The sequence below is a fragment of the Algibacter miyuki genome (genome assembly GCF_030409805.1).
GTDB lineage: Bacteria > Bacteroidota > Bacteroidia > Flavobacteriales > Flavobacteriaceae > Algibacter > Algibacter miyuki.
The window spans coordinates 1,077,228-1,100,170 of record NZ_JAUFQP010000013.1 but is presented as its reverse complement, the minus strand read 5'-3'; the positions used below and the strand labels follow the sequence as shown (position 1 = coordinate 1,100,170).

The window sequence follows — 22,943 nt, the reverse complement described above, 5'->3', positions numbered from 1 at the left end:
AATATCAAGATTTCATAAAGTTAAAGAAACATTAAAACCACTCGAAACCCTAGGTATCTTCGCTATATTTGAGGCTTAGCTAACGAACTCATTATGCAAAGAGCAAAACTCTATTTTTTTATAGCGGTACTTACCGCTTCAATGGCTTATGCCCAAAAGCCAAAAACATCTTCATCTAACGCCATTTACGAATCTGTTCAAAAACTTAACTTTTTAGGTTCGGTTTTGTATATCGCAGCGCATCCAGATGATGAAAACACCAAACTTATTTCATACATGTCTAACCATGTTAAAGCACGCACGGCTTACCTATCTTTAACACGTGGCGATGGTGGGCAAAACCTTATTGGACCTGAAATTAGAGAATTATTAGGTGTTATTAGAACCCAAGAATTATTGGCCGCCCGACGTGTGGATGGTGGTGAGCAATTTTTCTCTAGAGCAAACGATTTTGGTTATTCTAAACACCCCGATGAAACCTTACAAATCTGGAATAAAAACGATGTTTTAAGCGATGTAGTTTTAGCTATTCGTCAGTTTAAACCAGATGTTATTATAAATAGATTCGACCATAGAACTCCAGGAAGCACCCATGGTCATCACACCAGTTCTGCCATGCTTAGTATGGAAGCTTTTGATTTAGCTAACAGCAACACGGCTTACCCCAATCAATTAAAGCAAACCTCCTTATGGCAACCAAAACGCTTATTTTACAACACCAGTTGGTGGGCTTATGGTAGTCAAGAAAAATTCAATAAAGTAAATAAAAGCAACATGTTAAAACTAGATGTTGGCGTTTATTTTCCGCTTAAAGGTTTATCTAATAACGAAGTTGCTGCCCAAGCTAGAAGTCAGCATTTGTGCCAAGGTTTCGGGCGTATGTTAGAACGTGGTTCTGAAACAGAATACATCGAATTTTTAAAAGGAGACCCTTTAAATGATAGCGAAAATATATTTGAAGGTATTGATACCACTTGGAGCCGAATAGAAGGCGGTAAAGCTATTGGTGATATTTTGTATGCCGTTGAAAACAACTTCAACTTCACCAATCCTTCACAACACCTACCGCAACTTATTGAAGCTTACAAACTACTTCAAAATATAGAAGACGATCACTTCAAAATTGAAAAAACGAAAGCTTTAAAAGCTATTATTGAAAAATGTGCTGGTTTATATTTAGAAGTTTCTGCGGAAAATAATTGGGCCACTCAAAATGAAACTGTAAAACTAAACATTGAAGTTTTAAACAGAAGTAACCAACAAATTACTTTGGAAAGCATTAAAAATGCAAATGCAATCAAGATTTCAAAAAATATAAATTTAACCGAAAATGAAAAATTCAATTTTGAAGAAACCTTTAAAATTGGAAGCCACCAACAACCTACAACACCATATTGGTTAACAAAAAAAGGCACTTTGGGCATGTATCAAGTGGATGATTCTAAACAAATTGGCTTAGCAGAAACACCACGCGTTTACAGCGTAGATTTCAATCTATTAATAAACAATGTGCCTATCACATTTACTAAAAATGTGATTTACCGTTTTTCAAAACCAGACAAAGGCGAATTGTATCGTCCGTTTGAAGTTATTCCGGAAGTTACTGCAAAAATCACGGAGAAAGTCATCATTTTAGATTCCGACAAGCAACACGATATTTCGGTGGTTGTAAAAGCTGGACGAAATAATGTCGAAGGTTCGGTTGAAGTTTCCCATCCTAAAGACTGGAATATTTACCCGAAAACTCAAAAAGTATCCATTAAAAATAAAGGAGAAGAGCAAACGCTTGTTTTTACTGTAATTCCTCCTAAAAATCAAAGCGAAGGCACTATTAGCCCTATCGTTCATGTCAATGATAAAGACTACACCAAAGAACTGATAGAAATTGATTACGACCATATTCCATTTCAAACGGTTTTACTCCCAAGCGAAAGTAAAGTGGTACGTTTAGATATTAAAAAGAAAGGCGAAAACATTGCCTACATTCAAGGCGCTGGCGATGTAGTTCCTGAAAGTTTACAGCAAATTGGGTATAACGTTCGTATCTTAAAACCTGAAGAAATCAATGCTGAAACTTTAAGTCTTTTTGACGCTGTTGTTGTTGGTATTCGAGCTTATAATACGGTGGAAGATTTAAAATTTAAGCAACAATTACTGTTTGATTTTGTAGCGCAAGGCGGAAATATGATTGTGCAGTACAACACCAATCGCGGTATTAAGGTTGCTAATTTAGCGCCTTATGAATTAGAATTATCACGAGATAGAGTTACCGATGAACATGCGGAAGTTAAATTTTTAGCCCCAGAGCATCCTGTTTTAAACTACCCAAATAAAATTACTCAAAACGATTTTAAAGGTTGGACACAAGAACGCGGCTTGTATTTCCCAAATAAATGGGACAACAACTTCACGCCTATTTTAGCCATGCATGACAAAGGTGAATCTGTTAAAAAGGGAAGTCTGCTTGTTGCTAAATATGGTAAAGGTCATTTTATTTACACAGGCTTAAGCTTTTTTAGAGAATTCCCAGCAGGTGTATCTGGAGCTTATCGCTTATTTGCCAACATGCTCTCTATCGGGAAAGAAGACTTAAAAAACGAAAACAAATTAAACGACTAATATGGAAAACAATCAACCTCCAAAACAAACGTGGTTAAAGCTATATTCTGTAGTGTTAATAGCTAACGCGGTGTATTTTGTTCTATTTTATTTGATAACCAAAGCCTTTTAATTTATGCAAACTTTAAATTGGATTGATTGGACGGTACTTTGCGTTACCTTAATCGCTATAGTAGCTTACGGCACGTACCAAACTCGTGGAAGCCGCAATGTAGAAGATTACTTAAAAGGTGGAAACACTTCAAAATGGTGGACTATTGGCTTATCCGTTATGGCCACGCAAGCCAGCGCCATCACTTTTTTATCAACACCAGGACAAGCCTTTAACGACGGCATGGGTTTTGTGCAATTTTACTTTGGTTTACCTATTGCCATGGTGGTTATCTGTATGGTTTTTATCCCACTGTATCACCGTTTAAAAGTGTACACGGCTTATGAGTTTTTAGAAAAACGTTTCGATTTAAAAACCCGAACACTTGCTGCCATTTTATTTTTAATACAACGTGGCTTAGCCGCAGGTATTACCATTTTTGCTCCAGCTATTATTCTGTCAGTTGTGCTTGGTTGGGACTTATTAACCCTAAACATTGTTATTGGTTTACTCGTTATAATTTATACCGTTTCGGGAGGAACGCGAGCAGTAAACGTTACGCAAAAACATCAAATGGTGGTTATCTTTTTTGGTATGTTGGTGGCCTTCTTTTTAATTGTAGATAAACTTCCAGAAGACATCACCTTTAGTAAAGCGCTTGATATTGCTGGGGCAAGTGGAAAAATGGAAGTCTTAGATTTTTCATTCAACCTAAATAATAGATATACCTTTTGGTCTGGTATTATTGGTGGTACATTTTTAATGCTTTCCTATTTCGGAACCGATCAAAGTCAAGTTCAACGCTATCTTTCAGGTAAATCTGTTAAGGAAATGCAACTCGGTTTAATATTCAATGGTTTATTAAAAATACCAATGCAATTCTTCATTTTATTAGTAGGTGTTATGGTGTTTGTTTTTTATCAATTCAACCAAGCCCCTGTAAATTTCAATCCTACGGCAACTGAAGTCGTTTTAAATTCTGAATATGGAGAAGCGTATAAAAATCTTCAAAACGAACAAGAAGCCATTTTTAATGATAAACAAAAAATTATAAACGCTTTTATAAATACCGATAATCCTGAAGCTGAAAAATATATTGCGTTAGCCAACAAAGCTAATGACGAGTTACGACAAGAAGCACGCGATTTAATAGATAAAGCTTCGGCAAGTGAAAACATAAAAGTGGAAAGTAACGATAAAGATTACGTGTTTATTCATTTTATACTAAACAACCTTCCTCGCGGACTTATAGGCTTGCTTTTAGCAGTTATTTTAAGTGCAGCTATGTCTAGCACAGCCAGTGAATTAAACGCCTTAGGATCTACAACAACCATAGATTTATACAAAAGAAACACGAGTGAAAAAACCGAAGCTGAAATGGTAAAAGCCTCGCGCTGGTTCACCTTTGCTTGGGGTATTATCGCAATTGGTGTCGCTTGTGTAGCTAATTTGGCTGAAAATTTAATTCAACTGGTTAACATCATCGGGTCTATTTTTTATGGTAATGTTTTAGGTATTTTCCTTTTGGCTTTTTTCTTTAAATTTGTAAAAGGAAATGCCGTTTTTATAGGCGCCTTAATCACGCAAATTTTAGTTATCACCTTATATCTTTTAGACTTAAACAACTTGATTAATTTGCCCTTTTTATGGCTAAATTTTGTAGGTTGTGCTATCGTAATCGGTATTGCATGTTTAATTCAATTTATTACACCAAATGACAAATCCATCACAACATAAAACCATAAACTGGGGCATTATTGGTCTCGGCAATATAGCAAACAAATTTGCTCAAGATTTACTAACTATTCCGGATGCAAAATTGCACGCTGTGGCATCACGTTCACAAGAAAAAGCAGATAATTTTGCGTCAAAATATAAGGCTACAAAAGCATATAACAGTTATGAAGCTTTAGCCCAAGACCCAAATATTGACGCTGTATATATTGCCACACCACACGCTTTGCATAAAGAAAATACGCTTTTATGTTTAGAACACGGCATTGCCGTTTTATGCGAAAAGCCTTTTGCAATGGATACTTACCAGGTTGATGAAATGATTGCTAAGGCGCAAGAAAAAAATGTGCTCCTTATGGAAGCACTGTGGACTTATTTCTTGCCACATTACCAGTTTGTTTTAGGCGAATTAAAAAATGAAACCTACGGAAAACTTCTTAAAGTTGAAGCTGATTTTGGTTTTCATCGTGACTTTGATAACAAAGCACGCCTTTTTAATAAATCGCTTGGTGGAGGTAGTTTATTAGATATTGGTATCTACCCTATTTTTGCAGCCTTGTCCACTTTAGGTATTCCTGAAACGATGAAAGCAGACGCTACTTTTTTTGAAAATGGAGCAGACTCTACTTGCAATATGGTTTTTGAATATAAAAATGGAGAAACTGCACACTTAAAAAGTACGCTTTTAAAAGCCACACCTACAGAGGCTATTTTTCATTGTGAAGGTGGAACAATAACCATTAACACCATGTTTCATATGCCAACAACGGTAACTGTAAAAGCTAACGAAAAAGAAGAAAGACTAGATTTCAACTATAAAACTATTGGTTATAATTACGAAGCCATTCATTTTAATGACCTTATTCGTAATGGTAAAAAAGAAAGTGATATTATGAATTTTGAATTCAGTAAAACACTCATAAATACTTTAGATTCTGTAAGAAATCTAATTAATTTACAGTATTAGTTCAAATTTTGAAGAACATAAAAAAGCGTCTAAATTAATAATTTAGACGCTTTTTTTATGTTTAGTTTAAGAGTGTTTCAAACTCTAAATTTTTATAAACGGTTACTTTTAATGCCTTTGAATAGTCCAAAAGAAACTTAACCGTTTCCGCTTTGGGTTCCTTATTTTCAGGTTGATTAAAAGATTTTTTAGAGTAAATTTTCTGCATGTCTTAAAATTTAAGGGTTAATTTAAATAATAAACGCAGCAACATTTACTTTATTGCCTGTATCAAATTTAATCGGTCAAAACAATATTATGCTTATCGATAATCTTTCTTAAATTAATTAAGGCATAGCGCATTCTACCTAATGCTGTATTAATACTTACGCCTGTTCTATCTGATATCTCTTTAAAACTCATATCATTATAAATACGCATTAATAATACTTCACGTTGATCCTCTGGAAGTTCGTCTACCAAACGTCTCACATCTGTTTCTACCTGTTCTTTTATCAACGCTTTTTCAGCATTTAAAGTACTATCACTAAGTACCGAAAAAATACTAAACTCACCTGTATTAGAAAACTTAGGCATGCGGTTGTTTTTCCTAAAGAAATCGATTACCAAATTATGCGCAATACGCATCACCCATGGTAAAAACTTACCTTCTTCATTATAAGCGCCTCGTTTTAATGTTCGAATTACTTTAATAAAGGTATCCTGAAAAATATCGTCGGCCACATCGCCATCATATACTTTCGAATAAATAAAACTGTAAATTCTTTGCTTATGCCTTTTAATAAGTACTTCTAAAGCACATTCATCGCCTTTAATATAGTTACTAACTAACGTAGCATCTGAGATAAGTTCGTGTTTCATAATCATTACTTTATTCAAAGAAAAAAGGATCTTTCTTTAGAGTTATTTTTTTTAAAGTAATGTTATGCTATAGGCAAGTGTTGATTTATAATTAATTAGCTGGTTCAAATATAACAAGAATCGTTCCTAAAATGCAAAAATATATCTACTTTTTTAACATTTCTTTACTAAGCATTCTATTTTTTAAGCTCATACACTTTAATTATCTTTGTGAAATTTGCATATAAAAGCTTATGAATACAAGTATTTCCGACGTTGACCCAAAACAAAATATCATTATTAAAGGAGCTAGACTGCACAACCTTAAAAATATTGATGTTGTTATCCCACGAAACAAATTGGTTGTAATTACTGGGCTTTCGGGTTCTGGGAAGTCAAGTCTGGCTTTCGATACGCTTTACGCCGAAGGGCAACGCCGTTATGTAGAAAGCCTTTCGAGTTATGCCAGACAATTTTTAGGCCGACTCAATAAGCCCAAAGTAGACTATATAAAAGGGATTGCACCTGCTATTGCTATTGAGCAAAAGGTGAATTCAACAAACCCTCGATCTACCGTTGGAACGACTACGGAAATTTACGATTATTTAAAATTGCTTTTTGCTAGAATAGGAAAAACGTACTCACCAATTTCTGGAACTGAAGTTAAAAAAGATACCGTAACCGATGTTTTAAATTACTTAAAAACATTTCCTGAACGCGAAAAAATGCTCCTCCTCGCTCCTATTCATTTAGAAGAAGGACGAACTATTGAAGACAAATTAAAAGCCTTAAATCAACAAGGTTATGCTAGGATAAAAATTAATGAAGATGTTGTTAGAATAGACGATACTACAAAAATTGGCAAAAAAGACAAGGTTTTATTAGTTGTAGATCGTATTATTACAAAGGACGAAGAAGATTTTTACAACCGCTTGGCCGATGCTGTACAAACCGCTTTTTTTGAAGGTAAAGGCGAATGTACCATCGAAACTTTAAAGGATAATAAACAACGTAGCTTTAGCAATAAGTTTGAAATAGACGGCTTAAACTTCTTAGAACCCAATGTGCATTTATTCAGTTTTAACAATCCTTATGGTGCTTGTCCAAAATGTGAAGGCTATGGTGACATTGTTGGTATTGACGACGATTTAGTAATACCAAACACCGCTTTATCGGTTTATGAAAGCGCCATTTTCCCATGGCGTGGTGAGTCTATGAGTTGGTATAAAGACCAATTGGTAAACAACTCGCACAAATTTGATTTCCCTATACACAAACCTTATTTTGAATTATCTACGGAACAAAAACAACTTATTTGGGACGGTAACGAACATTTTGAAGGCTTAAACTCCTTTTTCGCCGAACTCGAATCTAAAGCTTATAAAATCCAAAATCGGGTGATGCTTTCGCGTTACCGGGGAAAAACAAAATGTAAAGCCTGTAATGGTAAACGTTTACGAGTAGAGGCTAATTATGTAAAAGTAGGCAGCGCTAGTATTTCCGATTTGGTAGAAAAACCATTAGATCAATTAGCCGAATTTTTCAATAAGCTAGAATTAAACGAACACGATACTACTATTGCCAAGCGTTTATTAAAAGAAATCAATAACCGCTTAGAATTTCTAGCCAATGTAGGACTTGATTACTTAACGTTAAACCGTAAATCGAACTCACTTTCTGGAGGAGAAAGTCAGCGTATAAACCTAGCCACCTCTTTAGGAAGTAGTTTGGTAGGTTCCATGTATATTTTAGATGAGCCTAGTATTGGTTTACACCCAAAAGATACCGAGCGTTTAATTTTAGTTTTAAAATCTTTACGCGATTTAGGCAATACCGTTATTGTCGTGGAGCACGACGAAGACATTATGAAGGCTGCCGATAGCATTATTGATATTGGCCCCGAAGCAGGAACATTTGGCGGGCACGTTGTTGCGCAAGGCGATTACGATGCAATTTTGGCTTCCGACTCGTTAACAGCACAATACTTAAACGAAACTTTAAAAATTGAAGTCCCTAAAAAACGTCGTCAATCAAAATATTATGTCGACATCAAAGGAGCGCGCGAAAACAACCTTAAAAATATAGATGTACGCTTTCCTTTAGGCATGTTAACCGTGGTTACAGGAGTTTCTGGAAGTGGAAAAAGTACACTCGTTAAAAAAATATTATTTCCTGCTTTACAGAAAAAACTAACCGATTTTGGTGATAAACCTGGGCAATTTTCAAGTTTAGAAGGCAATTTTGCTAACATAAAACAAATTGAGTTTGTAGATCAAAACCCTATTGGGCGTTCGTCGCGTTCCAACCCGGTAACTTATATTAAAGCTTACGATGATATTCGTGCCCTATTCTCAAAACAAAAATTAAGTAGCATTAGAAACTACCAAGCCAAGCATTTTTCTTTTAATGTCGATGGCGGACGCTGCGAAACCTGTAAAGGAGAAGGCGAAGTGACTATTGAAATGCAATTTATGGCCGATGTGCATCTAGAATGCGAAACCTGTAAAGGCAAACGCTTTAAAAAAGAAGTGCTCGAAGTTACTTTTGCAGATAAAAATATTGACGATATTTTAAACCTAACCATTGATGATGCAGTTACCTTTTTTGAGGCCAACAATCAAACAAAAATTAAGAACAAACTCCAACCGTTGCAAGATGTTGGCTTGGGTTATGTTACCCTCGGACAAAGCTCTTCTACCCTTTCTGGTGGCGAGGCGCAGCGTATTAAACTGGCGTCATTTTTAGGTAAAGGCAGCAAAAAAGACAACACACTTTTTATATTCGACGAACCTACAACCGGACTCCATTTCCACGATATTCAAAAGCTTCTTAAATCGTTTCAGGCTTTAATTGAAAATGGTCATTCTATTATTGTTGTAGAACATAACATCGAACTTATCAAATGTGCCGATTTCATTATCGATTTAGGCCCAAAAGGTGGCGAAACTGGTGGAAAACTCGTTGCAGTAGGAACGCCCGAAGAAATTGTAAAAATTAAAGATTCGGAAATTGGAAAGTATTTAAAAGATAAAATTTAGATTTATTTTTTGAGCGTTACCCGAAAAGGGTCGGGCTATCACTACTCAATCTTTTTGTTTTTTAAGAAAACAAAAAGGATTTCAAACATGCCGTTCTATCCCTAACGCAGACTGGTGAGCAGTGGTTCGTTTTTCAATAGACAGAAAATTCAGTCTTGCTAGGTTCTGCAAAAAGGGTTATCTTATTAGTGAGAAATGTCCGGAAAATATTTGTCCGTTACTAAGTTTAACTCTGTACCAATAATCATCAGACAACAATGCTTTTTTATTATAAAAACCGTCCCATCCAACACTATTTTCTGTAAATTCTTTCAAGAGTTTACCGTATCTATCAAATATAAAAATACGCGAATTTGGATATTTATTAATGTTTTTAATTTGCCAATAATCATGAAACCCATCATTATTTGGGCTAAAAAACTTCGGTCCATCAATAACAACTTCTTCTCCCGATTCTTCGATACAACTTATTTTTGAAACTGTTCGTAATAGCACTCTAGTTTCTGTAAAACATCCCGTGTCACGATCTGTAAGTCTTGCTGTAATAAAGTCACTATCTGGAAATATATTAGTGTATGGATTTTGAAGTTCAGATAATAAATCGCCGTTGCTATTATAAAAAGTAACATCTATATTAGTTTGATTGCCTAGTACTTCCGCTTTAATCATAGAAGTATCAAAATATTTAGAAATACCATCATTATCATCATCACAGCCCGTTAATTCACTAATAATATTTGCTTTAGGTTGCGGGTTAACCACTAAGTTTATTTCGGTTTCAGCAAAACATCCTGTTTCCGTACTTACAATTCTTGCCGTAATTGTTTCGCTATTAGCTATAGTATTCTCATAAATACTTAACGAACTCACCGGAATTATAGTTCCCAGATTATCGTAATACTCAACTGTAACTTTATCTTGGGTACCAATTACAGTAGCCACAGTAGAAGTTAAATCAAATAACGCAAAACCATCATCGTTATCATCACAGGTAAAAATATTTTCAACAGCATTAGCTATTGGTGGTGCTTCGTAGATAATATCAAAATCGGTAATAACAAAACAATTAGAGTTATTCTTATTTTGAATTCGAGAATAAATAGTTTCGTTTACATTCTGGGGGTTATATGGCATGGTAAGTCTATATACATCAGATTCTGCATTGTTATAAGATGTATAATAAAACAACTCAAAATTATCAAGCGATGCTCCTTGAAGTATTTCAGTATCCTTTAAAGTATTAAAATCAAATGTATTAACACTACCTCCTGAACATGTTACAAGGTCGTCTGGCTTTGCTATACTTGGTAATCCAATGATATTAACAACCTTTTTTATTGTACTTGTCAAGGTACCTTTAGTGTAAGTTGCTGAAATGGTGTACGTCATTTCATTTGAAAACAAATGACTTGTTTTCTTATCTAAAGACGTATTTAATGCACCTGTGGTTGGATCATCAAAACTCCATATAACCGAGTCTGAATCACTGTTAAGACTAAAATTTAAAGTGTTATCGCAAATGCAATTTTGACTTACAACAATGTCTGATGGCGCGGCCTTATCTATCAGTTTATTTTCATAAATATAGGTGATTTCATTATCCCTCGGGTCTGATATCCTTCCAAAATAAAGAATATCTAAATCGTTATCATTATCAAAATCACCAAATTCAACGCCTCCAAAACGGCAGTCTGGTAAGGTATGCGAAAAGTTAGAAAAAGTTCCATTTCCGTTATTTTTATACATTTTAGTTATTTCCGGAAAAGTCCCCCAAGGTCCTGTTCCATAATTTATGGCATCTAAAAACCCATCATTATCCATATCCCCGAGTTCGATATCATTATAAAAAACACCTTCGTCTGCAATTGTAAAAGTGTTGGAGAAATTCATATTACCATTATTTGCAAAAACGTAAAAATCCCCTGTTCCATCACCTGATGTATTTTCAAGATTAGGACTCCCCGTAAATACAATATCTGCAAGTCCATCATTATTAATATCATCAATATCCATAGCCACATATGAAAGCTGAGGAAGTCCAATATTTTGTTAAGAAAACTGAAAATTCCCTAAATTTTTATAAACATCAAACGACTTGTCTGTTTTAGAAGACACAGCAATAATTAAATCTTGTAGACCATCATTATCAAAATCTTCCCACCGCGATTTGTTTCGTGTAAAATTACCTCTCCCTCCTAATACGCCATCAAGTGTCGATATATCTTGCTTTGTAAACGTATCATCACCTTCATTTTTATATGCTGTAATAATAGCCACACCACTCACATCAAAACCAGATAAATAAATATCTAAAAGACCATCACTATCAATATCGACCCACTTAGAACTTCCTGTATAAATACCTGGTAAGCCTAAAGGTATTTCGATAAATTCACATCCATTTTTAGAATTTTTATAAACTTTAGTAATAGTATAATCAGCCCCACCACTTGTAGTTCCGGTGTAAAGTAAATCTTGGGTGCCATTATTATCAAAATCTCCCCACGAATGATCGCCATAAATAACTCTAGGAATATTAGTAATATTGGATTCAGTAAAGCTTAAATCGCCATTATTGTTATAAAACACAGCATTATTGAATCTATTATCAAAATCGACTCCGGTTACAAAAATATCTAAAAACCCATCATTGTTATAATCTACAAACGAACTAAAACCAAGGTGACCGCCTTTTAGGTTTTGCGTATTTAATCTGTCGAAAGTTTGACTAACTGCAGAAAATGAAGTTAACAATAAAAAAATAACTAAGCCATATGAAAATTTAAATTTAAGAATAAAAAGTACATGAAACTTACGGAAATAATTATCTAATATGTTCATTTAGCGCATTAAGTATATACGCAAATGTAAGATGTTCTGTACTAAAACACCAAATAATTAAATAAGGTAATCTATATATTAGTCAATCATCGAAATTCAAAGCACGTGTATAACGCCTTAAAAAATCAGCAAGCCATATTTAGTGTTTAAAGCTAAAGACTCATTTTTTTGATAATCAATTAACACAGCTGCACAAACTACAGCTGCGAACTATGCGCAAGGGATTGCAGTGGAAAGCCCACAGCCCGACGAAGGAGGTGCGAGGACTTGAAACGGAAAGCCCGACCCTTTGGGTTGCGCCAAAAAGGTAAAACTTCTAATTTTTGGTTAATTTATCAACAATAGCTTTTACAGGTAAAATAGCATTTGTGTGCGATATACTTGGTCCTGCAACCCAAACGGTTTTATATGTGGCTTTGGTTGCGGCGTTTTTAGTGGCATTCATTCCTATAGAAAAACGAATCATTTTAACCCACTTTTTAAGTTTTTTATTTTTGTTTAAAACAGACTCCAACCACGTTTGTTTGGTTCCAATTTTTTGTACATAAGGGGTGTTTATTACGGTACACGGCGTACCAGAAATACGCTCGGTCATTACAATATCTTCGGCTCCATAATCTACACAGGCTTGCTTATATTCGTCGGTTACACCTGCTTCTATTGAGGCTATAAAGGGGCTTCCAACAGAAACACCAGACGCTCCATAGCTAATCATTTTGTCGATATCGGCTTTACAACCAACGCCTCCAGCAGAAATTACAGGTATTTTTAACGCTTTACTTAACTGGTTTGTTAAGGCTTCGGGCGATAAATTACCGCGGTGTCCTCCTGCTTCATTGTTTACTGCAATTGCCGCATCGGCGCCAAGCTTTTCTACTTTTTGAGCAAAGTGCAAATCGGTAACGTCGCAAAACACTTTTATACCTACCTTATGAGCTTGATTTATGGTTTCTTCTGGACTTCCTAGAGAAGTAATTATAAAATCGCAGCCTTCTTCACAAAGAACACGTAATTGTTCTTTATATTTTATATTAGATTTGTTTACTATTAAATTAAAACCGAATGAACCACCTTCTACTTTTGCCGCTTTTAACTCATGTATAGCCGTTTTTAAATCATCTAAACTCCGATAATTAAGCGCAGGAATACATCCGGCAATACCACTTTTCATGGCTTCGATTACCATGGCCGTGTTGGACACGAGAAACATTGGAGCTTGAATTATTGGATATTTTATTTGAAGCAGTGTGGTGAGTTTAGTTTCCATTTGGTTATATTGATTTATACAAATATAATAAAATATTATGCACGCATAACATTTGTTCTATTGTAACCAGTAACCAGTAACCAGTAACCAGTAACCAGTAACCAGTAACCAGTAACCAGTAACCAGTAACCAGTAACCAGTAACCAGTAACCAGTAACCAGTAACCAGTAACCAGTAACTAATCTATAAACCTATAATATACAGACTTCAGATATGCGCCTTCCGGAAAACCAATAGGATGATCGGTGTCATGCTGTGTTTTGGCAAGAATTTTATAGTTTCGTTTGGTATCGGCTAACACTTGACTATTTATATCATAAAAGGCTTGTGCCAAAACGCGAGACGAACATGAAGCCAACATTAACATGCCATTTTTAGCCGTTAATTTCTCGCCTAATTCGGCCAGTTGTGCGTATTTCTTTTTGGCTAATTCAATTTCCGAAGCTTGTTTTGCAAAACTTGGCGGATCGATAACCACAACGTCAAAGGTTACTTTTTTCTTTATTAAACTTTTAAGTTCGTCAAAAGCATCACCAGCTATAGTGTGGTGTTTCCCTCTATATTTATTTAGTTTTCCGTTTTCTAAGGCAATTTCTAAAGCTTGTTTACTAATATCTAAACTGGTAACTTCTTTTGCTCCATTCGCTAAGGCATGCACAGAAAAGCCACCAGCATAAGAAAACACATCGAGTACCGTTTTACCTTTACTCCACTCGCCCACTTGTTTTCGATTAGCGCGGTGATCTAAGAAATAACCGGTTTTATGACCTTTTATAACATTTGCTGAAAAATTAACGTCGTGTTCCACAAATTGAACTACTTCATTTTTAAGTGTTCCAAAAACAACATCGCCATTTTCCAACTTGTGCTTTTTTGAATTCTCTAAACTTCGACTTAATCGAATCACTACCGTTTTGGTATCCGATGTGGTTTGTAAACTTGGTATAATGGTTTCTATATAAGGCAACCAAATTTCAGAATATATTTTTACCACTAAAACAGATGCATACACATCGGCAATTAAGCCAGGAAACCCATCGTTTTCGCCAAATAACAAACGGTAACTATTGGTGTTTGTTTTTAATAACGAGCGACGTTTAGCAAAAGCTTCATTTATTTTCTTTTGAAAAAAAGCCGTATTTATTTCTGCCTTTTCCGTGCTACTATGCAGCATTTTTATACGAATAGGTGAATTCGCATCATACAAACCCAACCCAATAACTCGGTTTTTGTTTTTACCAAAAATAATGGCTAAATCTCCCGACTTGGCATTATCGTTAATTTTGGTAATATTATCTGAAAACACCCATGGGTGACCTTGTACCACAAATTGTTCGCCTTTAGCATTTAACTTTACAGCGAGACGTTTGGGCGTATAATTGGATTCTATTTTATTTGAAAAAGACATGCTAGAAATTTAATGCAAAAGTAACGGTTTTGGTTTGGTTTTTCACGTAAAATAAACGGATTAAAAACACCTTTTTAAACAAAAAAACGCAACCATTTCTGGTTGCGTTTTAATTAATATGATATGCTTTTCAAAGCTTCCGAAACAAATTCGGAATAAGCGAAATTGGTAATCTGCTTATTTTACTTCTTCGAAATCTACATCCTCAACATCACTTCCTTCTGCTTGAGCTTCTGCTCCTGCATCTGGTCCTGGTTGTGCTCCACCTTGACCTGCGTCGGCTTGTGCTTTGTACATTTCTTCAGAAGCTACTTTCCAAGCTTCGTTTATTTTATCTAAAGCTGGAGTGATAACAGCAACATCTTTAGTTTCGTAAGCTTTTTTCAATTCTTCTAAAGCCTCAACTATTGGTTGTTTTTTATCTTCAGATAATTTATCACCAAACTCTTCTAATTGTTTTTCTGTTTGAAAAATCATAGAATCAGCTTCGTTTAATTTTTGAGCATTTTCAGCTGCAACTTTATCTGATTCAGCATTTGCTTCAGCATCAGCTTTCATCTTTTGGATTTCTTCTTCAGTTAAACCAGAAGATGCTTCAATACGAATATCTTGTGTTTTATTTGTTCCTTTATCCGTAGCTGATACTTTAATAATACCATTGGCATCAATATCGAAAGTAACCTCAATTTGCGGTGTACCACGACGTGCTGGTGGAATATCATCTAAGTGAAAACGTCCAATAGTATTATTATCGGCAGCCATAGCTCTTTCACCTTGTAAAACGTGAATTTCTACAGATGGTTGGTTATCTGCTGCTGTTGAAAATACTTGCGATTTCTTAGTTGGTATTGTTGTATTTGCTTCAATTAATTTAGTAAATACGTTACCCATAGTTTCAATACCTAAAGATAAAGGTGTTACGTCTAAAAGTAATACATCTTTAACATCTCCAGATAAAACACCACCTTGGATACCAGCTCCTAAAGAAACAACTTCATCAGGATTTACACCTTTACTTGGTGTTTTTCCGAAGAATTTCTCAACTGCTGCTTGTACTGCAGGAATACGTGTAGAACCACCTACTAAAATAACCTCGTCAATATCAGATTTAGATAAACCTGCTGCTTTTAAAGCTGTTTGACATGGTTCGATAGTACGTTTTACTAAGTCGTCAATTAATTGCTCAAATTTAGAACGTGTTAATGTACGTACTAAGTGTTTTGGGCCACTAGCCGTTGCTGTAATATAAGGTAAGTTAATTTCTGTTTGTGCAGAAGATGATAACTCAATCTTAGCTTTTTCAGCAGCTTCTTTTAAACGTTGTAAAGACATTGGATCTTTTCTTAAATCCATAGACTCTTCAGCATTAAACTCATCAGCTAACCAGTTAATAATTTTCTCATCAACGTCATCACCACCTAAGTGCGTATCACCATCAGTAGAAAGTACTTCAAATACACCATCACCTAATTCAAGGATAGATACATCATGCGTTCCTCCACCAAAATCAAATACTACTATTTTTTGGTCAGTTCCTTTTTTGTCCATACCGTAAGCTAAAGCAGCTGCGGTTGGTTCGTTAATAATACGTCTAACTTTTAAACCAGCGATTTCACCTGCTTCTTTAGTTGCTTGACGTTGGCTATCGTTAAAGTAAGCAGGTACTGTAATTACAGCCTCTGTTACTGTTGTGCCTAAATAATCTTCAGCAGTTTTCTTCATTTTTTGAAGAATCATAGCTGATAATTCTTGTGGCGTATATAAACGACCATCAATATCTACTCTAGGCGTATCGTTATCTCCTTTTACTACTTTGTAAGGTACACGTTCTGCTTCTTTTTTAGACTCAGAATATTTGTTACCCATAAAACGTTTAATAGAATAAACTGTTTTTGTTGGGTTTGTTACTGCCTGACGTTTCGCAGGATCACCAACTTTAATCTCACCGCCTTCTACGAAAGCAATTACCGATGGTGTTGTTCTTTTTCCTTCTGCATTAGGAATAACTACTGGCTCGTTACCTTCCATTACAGAAACGCAAGAGTTGGTTGTTCCTAAATCGATTCCAATAATTTTACTCATAATATATTTTATTTTGTGTTGAATATTAATTTTTTATTTCGAGTTGTATAAGTCAATCATTATGCCAACCATGTCACACTGACACAGTGTCATATATATTTTTTTTACCCTTTGTCAACAACCGCTTTCATACCATAGCACCTTTTCGCTTTTTTATATATTATTTTTTCAATCATCATTTTAATCTTTTCAAACAAAAATTTGGGCGCATCCCGAAAAGGGTCGGGCTTTCACTACGCGCTCCTCCTAAGGTCGGGAGCTTAAACAAACCGTTCAATCCCTTGCGCAATGTTCGCGGCGGCAGTCTTTTACTAATAAGAAAAACTTAAAACCCAACAGCAGTATATTTAACTTATAAGAGCATTACAAACATAAAACGCCCACTTTTCAGTGGGCGTTTTTAATAAAAAATATAAGTAAAACTATCTTACTAGTTTTCTATACTTAATTCGTTTTGGCATTAAATCACCACCAAGACGTTTCTTTTTATTTTCTTCATATTCAGAAAAACTACCTTCAAAGAAATACACTTGCGAATCGCCTTCAAAAGCTAAAATATGTGTACAAATACGATCTAAAAACCAACGGTCGTGACTAATTACAACGGCACAACCTGCAAAATTCTCTAAACCTTCCTCTAAAGCTCTCAATGTATTTACATCTAAATCATTTGTAGGCTCATCTAGAAGCAATACGTTTCCTTCCTCTTTAAGCGTCATGGCTAAATGCAAACGGTTACGCTCTCCACCAGAAAGTAATTTTACTTTCTTATTTTGTTCGCCACCTGAGAAATTAAATCGACTTAAATAAGCACGAGAATTTACTTCTTTTCCGCCCATTAATATCAATTCTTGCTCGTCGCTAAAATTTTGCCAAATTGTTTTTTCAGGATCAATATTGGAGTGTTTCTGGTCTACGTAAGCTAATTTAGCCGTATCTCCCACTGTAAACTCTCCTTTGTCTGGAGTTTCCTCACCCATGATCATTCTAAAAATAGTGGTTTTACCAGCACCATTCGGACCAATAACACCTACAATTCCAGCTTGTGGCAAGTTGAAGTTTAAATCATCATACAATAATTTATCATCATACCCTTTAGAAACACCAGTAGCTTCAATAACATTGGTTCCTAAACGCGGACCATTCGGGATGTATATTTCTAATTTTTCGTCAAGTTGCTTTTGGTCTTGACTCATTAATTTATCGTAATTCTTCAAACGCGCTTTCTGCTTTGTTTGACGTCCTTTTGCACCTTGACGTACCCAATCCAACTCACGTTCTAAAGTTTTCTGACGTTTAGAAGCCGTTTTGCTTTCCTGTGCCATACGTTTCGATTTTTGATCTAACCAAGACGAGTAGTTTCCTTTCCAAGGAATACCTTCACCTCTATCAAGCTCTAAAATCCACCCAGCTACGTTATCTAAAAAGTATCTATCGTGCGTTACAGCAATTACAGTCCCTTTATATTGTGCTAAATGATGCTCTAACCAATGTACCGATTCTGCATCCAAGTGGTTGGTAGGCTCATCTAATAATAAAACATCTGGTTCTTTTAACAGTAAGCGACATAAAGCCACACGACGTTTTTCACCACCAGATAATACACCAATTTTCTTGTCGCCATCTGGAGTACGTAAAGCATCCATAGCAATTTCTAATTTGGTATCTAACTCCCAAGCGTTAGCAGCGTCTATTTGATCTTGAAGTTCCGCTTGGCGGTTCATCAATTTCTCCATTTTATCTGCATCAGAATATACTTCTTCTAATCCAAATTGGTCATTAATTTTATTGTATTCATCAAGAATAGCTACCGTTTCCGCAGCTCCTTCACGAACCACTTCCATCACGGTTTTATCATCATCTAACTGCGGCTCTTGCTCCAAATATCCTACTGAATAATCTTGTAGAAAAGTAACATCACCTTGAAAGTTTTTATCAACTCCTGCCACAATTTTAAGTAAGGTCGATTTTCCCGATCCGTTAAGACCTAAAATTCCAATTTTTGCTCCGTAAAAGAAACTTAAATAGATGTTTTTTAATACAGGTGTATTAGCACCTGGAAATGTCTTGGTTAAACCAGACATTGAAAATATTATTTTTTTATCGTCACTCATTTTGTGCGTATTATTTTAAATGGTTGATCAATTTATTTTTGTAATGTCTAAAACCTAAATTTTAAACACGTCCCTTTAAAGCATTAAATACCCAAGCTACGGCAAAAAAGCCGAATCCTACTGCTGCAAAACCCCAACCTGCAACATCATCATATCTAAATGCACCTAAGGCTATTAAAGCCAATCCTACAAAAATCATTACAAATGTAGCCCAAGCTAAAACCGTATTTTTATTCATTGCCATAATCTTTCTCTAAATTTTGATAGTTAGTCTAAAGGCAAATATCGCATTTTTAGAGGTAAAAATTAAAGTTTCCAATAATTAAATTTCAAACTTTACATACTTTTCAATCAGAAGGATCTTATATCATTAAACCCCACTAAAAAGGCGCTTCCTTTAATTTTATCAATACGGCTCCTTATTAATAAAGAAAATCGTTATTTATTAACGCTTTTTTTATGAAAAATTAACGTTCAAAACCTGAGATATAAACTACTTTTGCAGGCATTTTAAACGTACCCAATTTTAAAAAAAGTTTTATTATGAATAAAGCCCTACTATCTCTTGCCATTGGTGGCTTTGGTATCGGACTTACCGAGTTTGTTATCATGGGGATTTTACCAGATATTGCCACATCATTTGCAATTAGCATTCCATCGGCAGGACATTTTATTTCGGCCTACGCACTTGGTGTAGTCGTTGGAGCGCCCATACTTACAGGTTTAGGAAGCAAATGGCCTGCAAACAAAGTTTTACTTGTGTTAATGCTATGGTTTACGGTTTTTAATACACTGTCAGCTTTTGCCACAGGTTACAACTCTTTTATAGCCTTACGTTTTTTATCGGGATTGCCACATGGTGCCTTTTTTGGTATTGGTGCTGTAGTTGCTGGAAAACTCTCTAAAAAAGGAAAAGAAGCGCAAGGTATCGCTATTATGTTTAGCGGTTTAACGGTTGCCAACCTTTTAGGTGTACCACTCGGAACCTATTTAGGTAAACATTTTAGTTGGAATATTTCCTTTTTAATGGTTGGTATTGTTGGTGTTTTAGCTGTTTTAAGTGTGAAATTCTGGATGCCTGTGTTAAAACAATCTTCGGAAAAGAGCTTTATAAAAGAATTCAAAATATTTAAACGCCTAGAACTATGGTTAATTATTTTATTAACCACCATAGGAACTGGCGGATTTTTTGCGTGGTACAGCTATATTGCGCCGTTAATAACTGATGTGGCACATCATGAAGACAGCGTTGTGTCTTATGCGATGATTCTTGCTGGACTAGGTATGGTTATCGGAAATATAATTGGAGCTAAACTTGCCGAAAAAATGCAACCTATTTTTGCAGTAATGCTAACTTTAGTGTTTATGGCTATTTGCTTGGCTCTAAACACCTATTTTGCTTCTGATAAAGTAATGGTTTTAGTGATGACTTTTATTATTGGATTGGTTACATTTTGTTTATCTACACCCATTTCACTAGCCATTATAAACGCTTCCAAAGGTTCTGAGACTCTAGGTTCGTCATTAAACCAAAGTGCTTTTAATGTTGGAAATGCTGCTGGAGCCTATTTTGCAGGCTTACCGATTGCTATGGGTTACGGCTACACATCGGCCGATTGGGTTGGTGCTGGCATGGCCGTACTTGGCGTATTTATTGCCATCGGTATTATTTTTTATAGAAAGTATCGATTTAACAAGCGTCAGAAACTGAAACCAAGTTATTCATAATACTTCTGAAAAATAACATATAAAAAAGAGCTGTTTAAATATTTTAAACAGCTCTTTTTTATTTCAATTTAATTTGTTCTAAAACAGCATTGGTACTTCTATAAATAATAGACTTGTTACCGTTTTTGCTTTAATTTCAAAAGTATCGATTTCCGAAATACCTATAGCATCACGTGCTTTCAAGCTATTGTTTTCTATTAAGGCTTCACCGTAAATATTCATAATATAAACACCGTGTTGCCCCGTTTTTAACTTATAACTAAAGGTTTCATCGGCATCCAAATCTATACGTGATATTACAGCGTCTTGCTGGATTTTTAAACTACCTTCATGAGTGTCATCTATAGATGTTACTAAAGTTTGAAGTTTATTTTTTCTATCAGATTCGTCAAATGTTTTCTGATCATATCTTGGTGTAACGTCTTGTTTGCTTGGCATTACCCAAATTTGAAACAAACTTAAATGTTCGGTAACCGATCCGTTAATTTCAGAATGTTCGATACCTGTTCCAGCCGACATTATTTGCACTTCTCCTGGCACTACTTCCTGCCAGTCTTCATGCATAGAATCGCGATGTTTAAGCACACCTGACAACGGAATGGTTATAATTTCCATATTGTCATGCGGATGAGTGCCAAATCCCATTTTAGGCGCAATAACATCATCATTTAACACGCGTAAGGCACCAAAATGCATTTTATCTTTATCGTAAAAATTTGCAAAACTAAACGAATGATTCGCTTGTAACCAACCATGATTTGCAAAACCTCTGCTATCTGCTTTATGTAGTATCGCTTTCATCTTAAAATTGTTTTAAAAGTTTATCGCATTTTATCTAATAAATCGCTCAACGTTTCCGCTTCGCTTTCACTCAAATTTTTCAAAATATCCTTATTCAAATTATCGGGTACCGACTCTAAAAGGTCTTTCCCTGTGTTCGTGATTTCAATAAAAACGACCCGTCTATCTTCTTTTGAAGGCAACCGTTTTATGCAATTTTTGGCATATAATTTATCCATTAATCGGGTTACATTCGGCGACCGCTCAATCATTCTATCCTTAATCACTTGCACACTTAACGGTTCATTAGCCCCTTTTAAAATGCGCAAAATATTATATTGCTGTGGCGAAATACCGTAAGTTTTAAAGTGTTCGTTCTGTAAACTTGAAATCCAACTGGCTGTGTATATTACATTCAGCATGGCTTTCACCCTATTATTGGGGAATTTCGAATTAATATCCTTGCTAAAATCACCCATGAGTTTTATAGGCTTTTTTGAAATTGTGTTACTGCTGTTTTCAACTGTGTATCTAATTCGGCGTTCACTATTTTGCCTTCCTTAAAATTTTCTCCAAAAAATGGTAATGAAAATGTTTCAATAATATTTCCATCATGAAATGGAAATCTTCCTTTTGCTATTTCTAAAACCGATAAACCACCACGACCACCTGGTGATGTTGCCATTAATAACATTGGTTTATTAAAGAAAAGTTTTCCTTCTACACGACTTATCCAATCAAACAGGTTTTTAAAAGCTGTAGAATAAGCGCCATTATGTTCAGCTAAAGACAAAACAATACCATCAGTTTGCTTCAACATATCTAAAAATTTATGAACGTTTTCGGGAATACCATTCTCGTTTTCAAAATCAATACCGTAAAGTGGTAATTCAAAATCGTTTAAATCTAAAACCGTCGTCTTTACACCTTCAACTAAACTAGACGCGTAAATGGCTAAGGCTTTATTAATCGATGTTTTACTATTACTTCCTGCAAATGTTATAATATTTTTCATGTTTATTTATTTGTTTGTTTAAATATATAAGAAATAATTAATAATACTAACGCCATTAAAGCTACTGTGTGTCCGCCATCATTCACCATAAGATGAGAAGATAAGGCTAAGACGAACGCAAAAAAGAATGCAGAGTACGCCCATTCTTTAATAACATTAAAATTGGGATTCCAAATAGCAAATAAACCCAGTAATTTTAATCCAGCATACGGATAAATAAGGTATGGCGGATAACCTAAATGGGTAAATGACCCAACAATCATATCATGTTTAAAAATGTACATCCATACCGAAAACAGTACAATTACAGATAATAATACCGTAGCGATGTAAAAAATAATTTTGTTCCTTTTCATTTCTTATAATTTGTTTCTTATAGTACAAAAGTAACACAAATAAATTTAGTTTCCAAGGAATAT

General features: G+C 35.0%; 18 protein-coding genes. 5 read left to right on the top strand and 13 right to left on the bottom strand.

The features are described from left to right. Positions 1-93: 93 nt before the first annotated feature. From QWY92_RS16625 to QWY92_RS16615, 3 genes are all read left to right on the top strand, one after another. Positions 94-2,619 carry a PIG-L family deacetylase gene (locus tag QWY92_RS16625; RefSeq protein WP_290273303.1) on the top strand — a complete coding sequence of 842 codons (2,526 nt, stop codon included), beginning with the start codon at positions 94-96 and terminating at the stop codon, positions 2,617-2,619. A 115-nt stretch (positions 2,620-2,734) separates the two neighbouring features. Next, positions 2,735-4,447 (top strand): sodium:solute symporter family protein, encoded by a 1,713-nt coding sequence (locus QWY92_RS16620; RefSeq protein ID WP_290273301.1) that lies wholly within the window; start codon positions 2,735-2,737, stop codon positions 4,445-4,447. After that, positions 4,425-5,411, top strand: a complete 987-nt coding sequence (locus QWY92_RS16615; RefSeq protein WP_290273300.1) for a Gfo/Idh/MocA family protein — start codon at positions 4,425-4,427, stop codon at positions 5,409-5,411. The genes QWY92_RS16620 and QWY92_RS16615 overlap by 23 nt, the downstream gene beginning before the upstream one ends. A gap of 61 nt (positions 5,412-5,472) precedes the next feature. Here QWY92_RS16615 and QWY92_RS16610 read toward each other — a convergent pair whose 3' ends face one another. Both QWY92_RS16610 and QWY92_RS16605 read right to left on the bottom strand, forming a co-directional pair. Next, the gene (locus QWY92_RS16610) at positions 5,473-5,619 is read right to left on the bottom strand and encodes a hypothetical protein (RefSeq protein WP_290273298.1); all 147 of its coding nucleotides are present in this window, start codon (positions 5,617-5,619) and stop codon (positions 5,473-5,475) included. 68 nt (positions 5,620-5,687) lie between these two features. Continuing rightward, the gene (locus tag QWY92_RS16605; protein ID WP_290273296.1) at positions 5,688-6,272 is read right to left on the bottom strand and encodes an RNA polymerase sigma factor; all 585 of its coding nucleotides are present in this window, start codon (positions 6,270-6,272) and stop codon (positions 5,688-5,690) included. Positions 6,273-6,505: 233 nt separating this feature from the next. On the opposite strand from QWY92_RS16605, the gene uvrA reads away from it, so the two are divergent. Then, positions 6,506-9,289 (top strand): excinuclease ABC subunit UvrA, encoded by a 2,784-nt coding sequence (gene uvrA / locus QWY92_RS16600; RefSeq protein WP_290273294.1) that lies wholly within the window; start codon positions 6,506-6,508, stop codon positions 9,287-9,289. A 177-nt stretch (positions 9,290-9,466) separates the two neighbouring features. Here uvrA and QWY92_RS16595 read toward each other — a convergent pair whose 3' ends face one another. The 7 genes from QWY92_RS16595 to QWY92_RS16565 all read right to left on the bottom strand — a co-directional run bounded on the left by QWY92_RS16595 (position 9,467) and on the right by QWY92_RS16565 (position 19,245). Continuing rightward, positions 9,467-11,302, bottom strand: a complete 1,836-nt coding sequence (locus QWY92_RS16595; protein WP_290274129.1) for an FIDD domain-containing protein — start codon at positions 11,300-11,302, stop codon at positions 9,467-9,469. Between the two features lie 36 nt (positions 11,303-11,338). Further along, positions 11,339-12,130, bottom strand: coding sequence for an FG-GAP repeat domain-containing protein (locus QWY92_RS16590; RefSeq protein WP_290273293.1), 792 nt, complete (start codon positions 12,128-12,130; stop codon positions 11,339-11,341). Between the two features lie 316 nt (positions 12,131-12,446). Beyond that, positions 12,447-13,397 carry an NAD(P)H-dependent flavin oxidoreductase gene (locus tag QWY92_RS16585; protein WP_290273290.1) on the bottom strand — a complete coding sequence of 317 codons (951 nt, stop codon included), beginning with the start codon at positions 13,395-13,397 and terminating at the stop codon, positions 12,447-12,449. 178 nt (positions 13,398-13,575) lie between these two features. Beyond that, positions 13,576-14,805 carry a class I SAM-dependent rRNA methyltransferase gene (locus tag QWY92_RS16580; RefSeq protein WP_290273288.1) on the bottom strand — a complete coding sequence of 410 codons (1,230 nt, stop codon included), beginning with the start codon at positions 14,803-14,805 and terminating at the stop codon, positions 13,576-13,578. Between the two features lie 177 nt (positions 14,806-14,982). Then, the gene (gene dnaK / locus QWY92_RS16575; protein ID WP_290273287.1) at positions 14,983-16,887 is read right to left on the bottom strand and encodes a molecular chaperone DnaK; all 1,905 of its coding nucleotides are present in this window, start codon (positions 16,885-16,887) and stop codon (positions 14,983-14,985) included. A 422-nt stretch (positions 16,888-17,309) separates the two neighbouring features. Beyond that, positions 17,310-19,001 carry an energy-dependent translational throttle protein EttA gene (ettA, locus tag QWY92_RS16570; RefSeq protein WP_290273285.1) on the bottom strand — a complete coding sequence of 564 codons (1,692 nt, stop codon included), beginning with the start codon at positions 18,999-19,001 and terminating at the stop codon, positions 17,310-17,312. 61 nt (positions 19,002-19,062) lie between these two features. Then, positions 19,063-19,245 carry a CAL67264 family membrane protein gene (locus QWY92_RS16565; RefSeq protein WP_290273283.1) on the bottom strand — a complete coding sequence of 61 codons (183 nt, stop codon included), beginning with the start codon at positions 19,243-19,245 and terminating at the stop codon, positions 19,063-19,065. A gap of 299 nt (positions 19,246-19,544) precedes the next feature. On the opposite strand from QWY92_RS16565, the gene QWY92_RS16560 reads away from it, so the two are divergent. Next, complete coding sequence (locus tag QWY92_RS16560; RefSeq protein WP_290273281.1) at positions 19,545-20,729, top strand: MFS transporter; 1,185 nt, start codon at positions 19,545-19,547, stop codon at positions 20,727-20,729. Between the two features lie 78 nt (positions 20,730-20,807). On the opposite strand, the gene QWY92_RS16555 is transcribed toward QWY92_RS16560, so the two are convergent. The 4 genes from QWY92_RS16555 to QWY92_RS16540 are packed head-to-tail and all read right to left on the bottom strand — an operon-like array spanning position 20,808 to position 22,880. Further along, entirely contained in the window at positions 20,808-21,530 is a 723-nt protein-coding gene (locus QWY92_RS16555; protein WP_290273279.1) for a pirin family protein, read from the bottom strand. 20 nt (positions 21,531-21,550) lie between these two features. Beyond that, positions 21,551-21,988 carry a MarR family winged helix-turn-helix transcriptional regulator gene (locus tag QWY92_RS16550; protein WP_290273277.1) on the bottom strand — a complete coding sequence of 146 codons (438 nt, stop codon included), beginning with the start codon at positions 21,986-21,988 and terminating at the stop codon, positions 21,551-21,553. Between the two features lie 5 nt (positions 21,989-21,993). Next, positions 21,994-22,524, bottom strand: a complete 531-nt coding sequence (locus tag QWY92_RS16545) for an NADPH-dependent FMN reductase (protein WP_290273275.1) — start codon at positions 22,522-22,524, stop codon at positions 21,994-21,996. Between the two features lie 2 nt (positions 22,525-22,526). Next, on the bottom strand, positions 22,527-22,880 hold the full coding sequence (locus tag QWY92_RS16540) for a DoxX family protein (protein ID WP_290273272.1): 354 nt from the start codon (positions 22,878-22,880) through the stop codon (positions 22,527-22,529). Between the last annotated feature and the right edge of the window lie 63 nt (positions 22,881-22,943).